Source organism: Sphingomonas paucimobilis NBRC 13935 (assembly GCF_000739895.2).
In the GTDB taxonomy this organism is placed as follows: Bacteria; Pseudomonadota; Alphaproteobacteria; order Sphingomonadales; family Sphingomonadaceae; genus Sphingomonas; species Sphingomonas paucimobilis.
Map to the genome: position 1 here is coordinate 1 of NZ_BBJS01000003.1, position 9,966 is coordinate 9,966.

The 9,966-nt window shown below is 66.0% G+C and carries 10 protein-coding genes; 4 read left to right on the forward strand and 6 right to left on the reverse strand.

The annotated features are described in order from the left end of the window. Positions 1-77: 77 nt before the first annotated feature. The 6 genes from coaD to SP6_RS00755 all read right to left on the reverse strand — a co-directional run bounded on the left by coaD (position 78) and on the right by SP6_RS00755 (position 6,745). The gene (coaD, locus tag SP6_RS00725) at positions 78-581 is read right to left on the reverse strand and encodes a pantetheine-phosphate adenylyltransferase (protein ID WP_007406108.1); all 504 of its coding nucleotides are present in this window, start codon (positions 579-581) and stop codon (positions 78-80) included. Beyond that, positions 578-1,465 carry a polyprenyl synthetase family protein gene (locus tag SP6_RS00730; RefSeq protein ID WP_037569413.1) on the reverse strand — a complete coding sequence of 296 codons (888 nt, stop codon included), beginning with the start codon at positions 1,463-1,465 and terminating at the stop codon, positions 578-580. Before SP6_RS00730 ends, coaD begins: the two co-directional genes overlap by 4 nt. A gap of 14 nt (positions 1,466-1,479) precedes the next feature. After that, entirely contained in the window at positions 1,480-1,719 is a 240-nt protein-coding gene (locus SP6_RS00735) for an exodeoxyribonuclease VII small subunit (RefSeq protein ID WP_007406073.1), read from the reverse strand. Positions 1,720-1,909: 190 nt separating this feature from the next. Next, positions 1,910-3,748: a GGDEF domain-containing protein gene (locus tag SP6_RS00745; RefSeq protein WP_082052388.1), complete on the reverse strand. Its 1,839-nt coding sequence runs from the start codon at positions 3,746-3,748 to the stop codon at positions 1,910-1,912. Between the two features lie 280 nt (positions 3,749-4,028). Further along, a complete protein-coding gene (clpA, locus tag SP6_RS00750) occupies positions 4,029-6,347 on the reverse strand; it encodes an ATP-dependent Clp protease ATP-binding subunit ClpA (protein WP_007406076.1) in 2,319 nt (772 codons plus the stop codon). 203 nt (positions 6,348-6,550) lie between these two features. After that, the gene (locus SP6_RS00755; RefSeq protein WP_007406121.1) at positions 6,551-6,745 is read right to left on the reverse strand and encodes a DUF1192 domain-containing protein; all 195 of its coding nucleotides are present in this window, start codon (positions 6,743-6,745) and stop codon (positions 6,551-6,553) included. Between the two features lie 81 nt (positions 6,746-6,826). Between SP6_RS00755 and SP6_RS00760 the strand changes: the two genes are divergently transcribed. From SP6_RS00760 to SP6_RS00775, 4 genes are all read left to right on the forward strand, one after another. Then, positions 6,827-7,855 carry an NAD(P)H-quinone oxidoreductase gene (locus tag SP6_RS00760; protein ID WP_232252413.1) on the forward strand — a complete coding sequence of 343 codons (1,029 nt, stop codon included), beginning with the start codon at positions 6,827-6,829 and terminating at the stop codon, positions 7,853-7,855. 121 nt (positions 7,856-7,976) lie between these two features. Further along, a complete protein-coding gene (locus SP6_RS00765; protein ID WP_007406079.1) occupies positions 7,977-8,681 on the forward strand; it encodes a hypothetical protein in 705 nt (234 codons plus the stop codon). Positions 8,682-8,849: 168 nt separating this feature from the next. Further along, positions 8,850-9,527: a DUF1013 domain-containing protein gene (locus tag SP6_RS00770; RefSeq protein ID WP_007406146.1), complete on the forward strand. Its 678-nt coding sequence runs from the start codon at positions 8,850-8,852 to the stop codon at positions 9,525-9,527. Between the two features lie 118 nt (positions 9,528-9,645). Then, positions 9,646-9,963: a hypothetical protein gene (locus tag SP6_RS00775; protein WP_007406131.1), complete on the forward strand. Its 318-nt coding sequence runs from the start codon at positions 9,646-9,648 to the stop codon at positions 9,961-9,963. Positions 9,964-9,966: the final 3 nt, after the last annotated feature.

The following is a 9,966-nucleotide window of genomic DNA, read 5'->3' on the forward strand; positions in this document are numbered from 1 at the left end:
GGGGTGTCACCATCAGCCGGGACACCTCTCCACCAGCTTCGCTCGTCCCTCTCCCCTTGCAGAGGAGGAATAGAGGGTCACGACCCCTTGCGGCCGATCTTTTCGACCCGTTCCACCACATCGGTGCAGACCGCCGGGGAGACGAACTTGGCGATGTTGCCCCCGAACATCGCGATTTCCTTCACCAACCGGCTGGCGATAGGCTGCAGCGCGACATCGGCCATCAGGAAGACGGTTTCGACCCGCGGATTGATCTGCTGGTTCATGCCCGCCATCTGATATTCATATTCGAAATCGGCGACGGCGCGCAGGCCACGGACGATCACCTTCGCTCCTTCGCGCTCGGCAAAGTCCATCAGCAGCGAATCAAAGGCGACGACATGAATCTCGCCCGCGACATCGGCGACCTCGCGACGAACCATCGCCATCCGTTCGTCGAGCGTGAACATGGGCGACTTGGACGGATTGGTGGTGACGCCGATGACCAGCCGGTCGACCAGCTTCGCCCCGCGCCGGATGATGTCCATATGGCCCAGCGTCACGGGGTCGAAGGTGCCGGGATAGACGCCGATCCGGGTCACCGGTCGCGCTCCACGACATAGGAGGCGATGGCGCGCAGCAGATCGGCTTCGGGGCCGTAATCGCGCAAATGTTCGATCGCTTGGCTGACCAGCATCCGGCACTGTTCGCGCGCCCGCTCGACGCCGAGCAGGCTGAGGAAGGTCGCCTTGCCGGCGTCCTCGTCCTTGCGCAGCTTCTTGCCTGCGACCGCCTCGTCCCCCTCGGCATCGAGCAGGTCGTCGGCGATCTGGAAGGCCAAGCCCAGATCATGCGCATAGCCACGCAAGTGGGTACGGCCCTCGGGCGGCACGCGGCCCAGGATCGCGCCCGCCTCGACCGCGGCGCAGATCAGCGCGCCGGTCTTCATCTGCTGAAGCCGGGTAACGGTGGGCAGGTCGAAGATTTGCCGCTCCGCCTCCAGGTCCATCATCTGGCCGCCCGCCATGCCGCTGGGGCCGGAGGCACGCGCCAGGTCGAGGATCAGCTCGGACCGGACAAAGGGGTCGGGATGGGTCGATGGGTCGGCCAGAATCTCGAAGGCCAGCGCATGGAGGCAGTCGCCCGCCAGGATCGCCGTCGCCTCATCGAACGCCTTGTGCACGGTCGGCTTGCCGCGCCGCATATCATCGTCGTCCATCGCGGGCAGATCGTCATGGATCAGCGAATAGACATGGATCGCCTCCAGTGCGGTCGCCACCCAGCCGGCGCAGTCGCGATCGACATCGAACAGCCGCGCGGTCGCGAAGACCAAGAGCGGGCGCAACCGCTTGCCGCCACCGATTGCGGCATGGCGCATCGCCGCATAGAGCGAGGCACGTGGATCCCCGGGATCGGCCAGCACCTGTGCGAACCGGCGATCGATATCCTGCGCGACCTCATCGAGCGCGTCCCGCAGGCTGAGCATCACGGTCGCCACGCTCAACCGGCCTGGAAGGGGCGGGTGCCGGCGGCCTTGCCCTCGGCATCCAGGCGGATCGCCTCGATCCGCGCCTGGGCGGCGTCGAGCCGTTCGGCGCAGCGCTGGCGCAGACGGTCGCCGCGCTCGTAAAGGCGGATCGATTCGTCGAGCGTCGCTTCGCCGCTTTCCAGTCGGCCGACGATCCTCTCCAGTTCCTTGAGGGCGTCCTCGAACGTCAGTTCTTCGATGGGCGTATCCATGACGCCGCTATGGGGCAGGCCCGGCGGGCGCGCAAGCGGGCGTGCACGGCTTATCGCGCGATCACCGGCCTATCGCAGGCGCCGGACCGTCCAAGTGTACAGGAAGGAGACGCCAAAGGCTCCGAGATCGAACGCCGCCTGCACACGCCGGGGCGACCGATCGGTCAGGTCGTGGGTGATCAGCCGGATGTCAGCGGTGGGATGACGCTGCGCCAGCGCGACGAACGCCAGCAAAGTCGCCCCGATCATGATCCGCCGTTTGTCCAATGCCTTGCTCCCGGCCATTCATGGTACGGCGCGACGTGACGGCGGACAAGAGGGGGGCCGATAGGGGCGTGACGACGGGTTGGGACGGGACGGGGCCATGGAGTTCGGGTGCCCAGCAGGCGCGATCACGCCCAGCATTCTTGGCGGCAAACAGGGCCTGGTCGGCCTCGCGGTAGAGCTTGCGCCAATCCTCTTCGTCATGGAGCATGCCGGTGCAGAGCCCCAGGCTGGCGGTCACCTTCAACCCCGCTGGATAGGCTGCGGCGCGCAGGCGCTGGAGCAGGACTTCGGGCTCGGGCGCGTGATCGACATCGGCGAGCAGCGCGAACTCCTCGCCGCCGATCCGCGCGGCCAGCGTGCCCGGTGGCAGCGTGTCGATCAGTGCCAGAGCGAATCCGCGTAGGACCTCGTCCCCCTCGTCATGGCCAAGCGTGTCGTTGATCCGCTTGAAATGGTCGATATCGGCCAGGATCAGCGTTTGCGGGCCGCTGCGCCCGATCGCCTGGTCGAGCAGCGCGCGGCGGTTGAACAGCCCGGTCAGCGGGTCGGTATCGGCCAGGCGGCGCGCGGCGCGCTCATGCGCGCGGGCCTGATCACGCTCGCGGCTGAGCAGATAGATGCGATAGGCGACGCCCAGGCTGGCGATCAGCGCCTCGGCCCCCATCGACAGGAGGGTGGACTGGTCGATCCAGGGTCGCCACTCGATCAGATGCAGCGCGTGGAGGACACGGAACATCGCCAGGATGATCGGCGTGCCCCAGGCGACGGCAAAGGCCCATAGGAAATTGCTGCGCCGCCGCCATGCGCTGACCAGTACCGCGATCAGGAAGACCAGCAGCACCAGGAAGCCGACGACGACCGCGGTATCGAGCGGACGAATCCAGCGCGGCGCGAGCAGTGCAAAGGCGGCGTTGGGGATGGCGATCAGGACGAAGGTGACGATCGCCCAGCGGTCCAGCCAGCCCTCGAACACCTTCCGCTCGAAGAAATGGCGGGCGAAGATGACGAGGGTCAGCGCCACGCCGCCCAGCATGATCGCGTTCCATCGATGCCGCTCATTATTGTCGAGCCAAGGCAGCCACTGGCCGATCAACCCCGATGAGCAAAGCGCATAGCCGGTGATGAAGAACAGCAACAGGCAATAGACCGGCTGCAAGGGCTGGCGCAGCGCGGGCCAGAGCGCGAGATTGTAGACGGCCAAGCCGATCACCAGCCCCATGATGATGCCATAGACGAGGCCGAGCGAGGATTCGACGGCCAGCGCATCGGCATGGCGGCCCAAATGAGCGCCGCGCACGACACCACGCATATTGGCCGCGCCATGCGCTTCCCACAGGATCCGAACCGGGCGAGTGGCCTCGCGTGGAAGCGGCACCGCGATCATCGCGCCGAGCAGCAGATAGGGCGAGGTCGTGGCGCTGGTGAAGGACACATGCCGGATACGACCATCGGCATAGAGGATATGCAGCGTCGTCGCGTCCTGCCAGGCGCTGGCGAAGGTGACGCTCAATCGCTCGCGCGGATCACCGGGGATGACCGGCAGGGGGTCTGACAGGACCCAGAAATCGCCCGCGCCATAATCGGCCTGATCGCGGGTGCAGTCGAAATCTTGTGGCGCGGCGAACAAAGCCTGGGGCGTGTCCCCGGGCTGGATCGGGCGGATGCAGCTATGCAGCGTTTGCCGGGTCTGCGCTTGCGCCGGGACGAACGAAAGCAGGGCGATAATTATCGCCAGAATCAGCGTGCCAATTCCGTTCCTCATCGCCCCCATCACGACGCCCATAGCAGATTATAGTAAATATTGCGTGAAAATGGCGCCGCGAAACGCCCGATCATGCGCACTAAAGTTGCATGACATTTTGTTGGCGCGGGGCGCCATCGCGTATGGCGCAGACAGCGGGAAGGACTTGTTTTGGCTGAAAATTGCGACGGCGTCTCGCAATGGGCATGTCGATTACGGCAACGCTGCCTCCATCAACGAAAAGGGCCGGGTGTCGCCACCCGGCCCTGATTCTCATACTCGGTGTCGCGGGCGATCAGGATCAGCCGGCATCGACCGAAGCCGGCTTGCCGCCCTTCTTGCGCGGCTTCTTGGGCGCGGCGGGTTCGATCGCGAAGGATAGCGCACCATCCTTCATCTTCACCGTCACTTCGCCGCCATGGACCAGCTTGCCGAACAGCAGTTCCTCGGCCAGCGGCTGCTTGATCTTCTCCTGGATCAGGCGGCCCATCGGACGCGCGCCGTACAGGCGGTCATAGCCCTTCTCGGTGAGCCAGCTCTTCGCCGCCTCGTCCAGGCTGATATGGACGTTGCGATCCGCCAGCTGGAGTTCGAGCTGGAGGATGAACTTGTCCACCACCCGCGCCACGACTTCGGGCGGCAGGTAACCAAAGGGCACGATCGCATCGAGGCGGTTGCGGAATTCCGGCGTGAACATCTTCTGCACGGCCTGCTCATCCTCGCCCTCGCGGGTGAGGTTGCCGAACCCGACCGTCTCGCGCGCCATGTCGGCGGCGCCGGCATTGGTCGTCATGATGATGATCGTGTTGCGGAAATCGACCGTCTTGCCGTGGTGATCGGTCAGCTTCCCATTGTCCATCACCTGCAACAGGATGTTGAACAGATCGGGATGCGCCTTCTCGATCTCGTCGAGCAGCAGCACCGAATGCGGATTCTGGTCGACCGCGTCCGTGAGCAACCCGCCCTGGTCATAGCCGACATAGCCCGGAGGGGCACCGATCAGACGGCTGACCGAGTGACGCTCCATATATTCGGACATGTCGAACCGCTGGAGCGGAATGCCTAGGATCGTCGCCAACTGCCGCGCAACCTCCGTCTTGCCGACGCCGGTAGGGCCGGTGAACAGATAATTGCCGATCGGCTTGTCCGGATCGCGAAGGCCTGCCCGGCTGAGCTTGATCGCCGAGGACAGATTCTCGATCGCGGCGTTCTGGCCGAACACCACGCGCTTGAGATCGGTCTCCAGCGTTTCGAGCTGCTGGCGGTCGTCGGTCGACACGCTCTTGGGCGGGATACGCGCCATGGTGGCGATCACCGCCTCGATCTCCTTGGGGGTGATCGTCTTCTTGCGCTTGCTGACCGGCACCAGCATCTGCATCGCGCCGACCTCGTCGATCACGTCGATCGCCTTGTCGGGCAGCTTGCGGTCGGCGATGTAGCGCGCGGACAGTTCCACCGCCGACTTGATCGCATCGGGCGTGTACTTGACCTGGTGATGCTCCTCGAACGCCGAGCGGAGGCCGGCGAGGATCTTGATCGTATCCTCGATGGTCGGCTCGTTCACGTCGATCTTCTGGAAGCGGCGCAGCAGCGCGCGATCCTTTTCGAAGTGGTTGCGGAACTCCTTATAGGTGGTCGAGCCGATGCAGCGGATCGTGCCGCCTGACAAAGCGGGCTTCAGCAGGTTCGACGCATCCATCGCCCCGCCGCTGGTCGCGCCGGCGCCGATGACGGTGTGGATCTCGTCGATGAACAGCACCGCGTGGGGCAGCTTCTCCAACTCGTTGACGACCGCCTTCAGCCGCTCCTCGAAGTCGCCGCGATAGCGGGTGCCGGCCAGCAACGCGCCCATGTCGAGCGAGTAGATGACGGCCTGGCGGAGGACCTCCGGAACGTCGCCCTCGACGATCTTGCGCGCCAGACCTTCGGCGATGGCGGTCTTGCCTACGCCGGGATCACCGACATAGAGCGGGTTGTTCTTCGACCGGCGGCACAGGATCTGGACGGTGCGATCCACCTCGGGCCCGCGCCCGATCAGCGGATCGACCTTGCCGAGCTTTGCCTTTTCATTGAGGTCGACGGTGAACTGCTTGAGCGCGCTCTCGCCCTTGCCCTTCTCAGTAGGCTTGGCGGGCTTTTCCTCCTCGACGCCCTTGGGTGGGGCCGATTCGGTCGCAGCCCCTCCCTTGCCGACGCCGTGGCTGATGAAGCTGACGGCATCCAGGCGGCTCATGTCCTGCTGCTGCAGAAAATAGACGGCATAGGATTCGCGTTCGGAGAACAGCGCGACCAGCACGTTCGCGCCGGTCACTTCGTCACGGCCCGAGGACTGGACGTGCAGGATCGCGCGCTGGACCACGCGCTGAAAACCGCTGGTGGGCGAGGGGTCGGTCGCCGCCTCGACCTTCAGCGCGTCGAGTTCGGCGTCGAGATACTGGGCGACCGTCGCCTTCAGCTCGCCCAGGTCGACATGGCATGCTTCCATCACCTTGGACGCATGTTCATCGTCGATCAGCGCGAGGAGGAGGTGCTCCAGCGTGGCATATTCGTGGCGCCGCACGGTCGCGGCTTCCAGCGCCTTGTGAAGCGTGGTCTCGAGCGCGGGGGCGAAAGATGGCATCTACGATACTCCTTCCGAAGCGCCATGGATGGACGCCTCGTTTCGACCAATGTCGGGACGGTGGGGCCCGGCATCAAGCGGGTGTAACGCGCGGCCGCTGAACAAAGCGTATCGCGCAAACAAAAACTGTGCCGGCCAAAAGCGCGGGGACGAAAAGGATCGGGCCATGCCGGCGGGCTGGTGCGCGCGGGGGCCCGGATGCGTCACCGCTTGAAGAGCGCGTCGGCGCTGGCGCGGTGAAGCGCGGCGCGTTCCATATGGCGACGGGTGCGCCCGATCTCCTGCTCCAGCACCGCGATCCGTGTCTCCAGCTCGGCAAGCGAGAGCGGTTCGAGATCGGCCTGGACCAGCGCGGTCAGGCTGTCGGGAATGCGGAGCGTAGAATCGTCCTGTTCCATAATGGGATGCAGCGTTGACCCGACCGCCGCCGATGTCAATAACGGGCGGGAGAAAGCCTGAGTGAATGGGGGAGCGGCGCAATGCAGGCCGATGGCGGGATGATGGGGCCAGGCGTGGTTCCCGAGACGATGGTCGCGATTGATCCGGACGCTGCCGGTGGTCCCGAAGTGCTGGTTCCCGCGACCCGCGCGGTTCCCCGGCCGGGGGAGGGCGAAGTGCTGATCCGGGTGGCGGCGGCGGGCGTCAACCGGCCCGACGTGATGCAGCGCCAGGGCCTTTACCCCCCACCGCCGGGCGCGCCGTCGATCCCCGGACTGGAGATTGCGGGCGAGATCGTCGCGGTGGGGGAGGGTGTGGGCGCCGAAATGCTGGGCCAGCCGGTCTGCGCGCTGATCGGTGGGGGCGGCTATGCCGAATATGCGGTTGCCGATGCCGAACATTGTCTGTCCGTGCCGCCGGGCCTGTCGATGGTGCAGGCGGCGGCGATGCCCGAGACGCTGTTCACCGTGTGGACCAATGTCTTCGAGCGCGCCTATGCCCGCGACGGCGAGACGCTGCTGGTCCATGGCGGCACGAGCGGGATCGGCACCATGGCGATCATGCTCGGCAAATTGTTCGGGGTGACGGTGATCGTGACCGCCGGTTCGGACGAGAAATGCGCGGCCGCCGAAAAGCTCGGCGCGGCCAAGGCGATCAATTACCGGACGCAGGACTTCGTCGAGGGGGTCAAGGCCTTCACCGAGGGCAGGGGCGTCGACATCGTCCTCGACATGGTCGGCGGCGATTATCTGCCACGCAATCTGCAATGCCTGGCCGAGGAGGGGCGGCACGTGTCGATCGCGGTGCAGCGGGGCGCCAAGGCCGAGGTGCCGATCTGGGAGATCATGCGTCGCCGGCTGATCCTGACCGGCTCGACCCTGCGCGGGCGCGACCGCGCGTTCAAGGCGATGGTCGCGGATGAGATCGCCCGCATCGTCTGGCCACATGTCGAGGAGGGGCGGTTGCGCCCGCTGATCGACAGGACCTTCCCGCTGGCCGATGCCGCCAAGGCGCATGAACGGATGGAGGCCGGCGATCACTTGGGCAAGATCGTGCTGACCATCGGCTAAGGGACGGGGATCCGGCTTAACATAGGCTTGATCAATCGATTGGGGCCTGCAATGGAGCGAAAGGCCGGATCGGCCGTTTCGCCATGCCGATTCCAGGGAGAATATCCGGGGGCATGGTCGAATGAATCAGCGATATCGCCGGGCAGTTCTGATCGCGGTTGCGACGGTGACCTGTGTGCTGGGCAGCGCGCCGGTGGCGGCGCAGTCGGCGCGGGAAATTCTGACCCAGGCCTCTTTCTCGGACAGTGACGAGGCGAGCGCCCTGCGCCGCGTCACGACCGCTTATGCGGTGGCGGGGTCCGCGTTAACTCGCAAGCCCGACGATCGCGAGGCGCAACTGATGCGCGCCACCGCCCTGGGCTATCGCGCGAAACTGACCGGCAACCGGGCCGATGCCATCGCCGCGCGGCGCCAGTTCGAGGCGATGGTCGCGCAAAATCCCCGCGATGCCGAGGCGCAACTCGCGCTGGGCGCCTGGCATGTCGGCGCGGTCAAGAAGCTGGGGACGATCGTCGGGCGGGCGGCGGTCGGCGCGCAGCGGTCGGTCGGGCTCGCCTCACTCGATCGCGCGGTGGCGCTGGGGGGCGATCGCGCGCTGTTCACCGGGCTCTCGGCGCTGTTGCGGCTGGAACTCGATCCGCGTGATCCCCGCGGCCGTGCCTTGGCGGAGACGGCCGCACGGGGTGGCGTGACGACCCCGATCGATCGCATCCTGCAAAGGGCCGCGACGATGATCCTGACGCCGCTCCGCACCGGCGATACTCAGGCGACCCGCAAACTCGCCTCGCAACTTCTGCCCTTTGGTCGGTTCGACGACGACAATTGACGCGCCGGGGGCTCTAAGCTACGGGGATAGACTGTTGGCCGCGCGGCCGGTTTCCAAGACTTTGTGGTCCCACACCTTGCTCTTGGGAGCGGGTCGCATTAGGTTTGCCGCCGCTACGGCCGCTCCGATGAGGGGCGGCCCTTTTATTTTCCGACTGGAGTGATCCCCGTGGCCCAGCCGCTCATGCCCCATGCGACCGCTTCCTGGCTGGTCGACAACACCTCGCTCTCCTTCGAGCAGATTGCGGATTTCTGCGGCCTTCATATCCTGGAAGTGCAGGCGATCGCCGACGATACCGCGGCGACCAAGCTGACCGGTCGCGATCCGGTGCGCGCGCATGAAGTGACGCAGAGCGAGATCGAGAAGGCGCAGGCCAATCCCGATTATCGCATGAAGATGACCAAGGGCCCCGAGCAGGTCCGCCGTACCAAGGGGCCGCGCTACACGCCGGTCAGCAAGCGGCAGGACAAGCCCGATGGCATCGCCTGGATCATCCGCAACCACCCGGAAATCTCGGACGGCGCGATCTCGAACCTGATCGGGACGACCCGCACGACGATCGCCGCGATCCGCGACCGCAGCCACTGGAACATCGCCAACATCACGCCGAAGGACCCGGTGACTCTGGGCCTGACCACCCAGCGCGAACTGGATTCGGCGGTGGCCAAGGCGGCGAAGGCGACCGGCGGCAATGCCGAGGCCCAGCCGACAGACACCCGTCTGGAGGGCGACCGCGAGGCGCTGCTCGCCTCGCTGCGTGCCGAGCGCGAGCAGCAGAGCCGCGATGCCGACAGCGCCAGCCATGGCGGCGACATCGTCGATCCGCATTCGCTGTTCCGCAACTGATCGGCGGGGCTTCGGCCCTTTATCGGGATGAAAGGGCGTTCGCCGGCTTGGCGGGCGCCTTTTTGCGTCGCGGGAACGGCGGCTCTTCCGCTCCGTTGAGGGGCAGAGGAGATCGTCCATGTCCGAACAGGAAAAGCGCCCGCCCCAGCCCTTCGACCGCGACAAGGGTTATAGCGGCCAGGATTATCACCGCGACGACGAGGCCGCGATGGGCCGCGCCGAACCGGCCGGTAGTGTGACGACGCCACCTTTGCCGGGCAAAGGCGATATCCAGACCGATCTGCCCGACGACAATGGCCGGCGCGCGTCGGTCGATCCGAAGACGGGCGAGGTGCATGGCAGCGGGGCAGGAGCCGGCGGCGGCCATCGCGGCGATGAAATCGATGAGGTGGACCCGGCGACTCCGCCCGGTGTGGGCCAGCGGCCGGTGAATTGACCC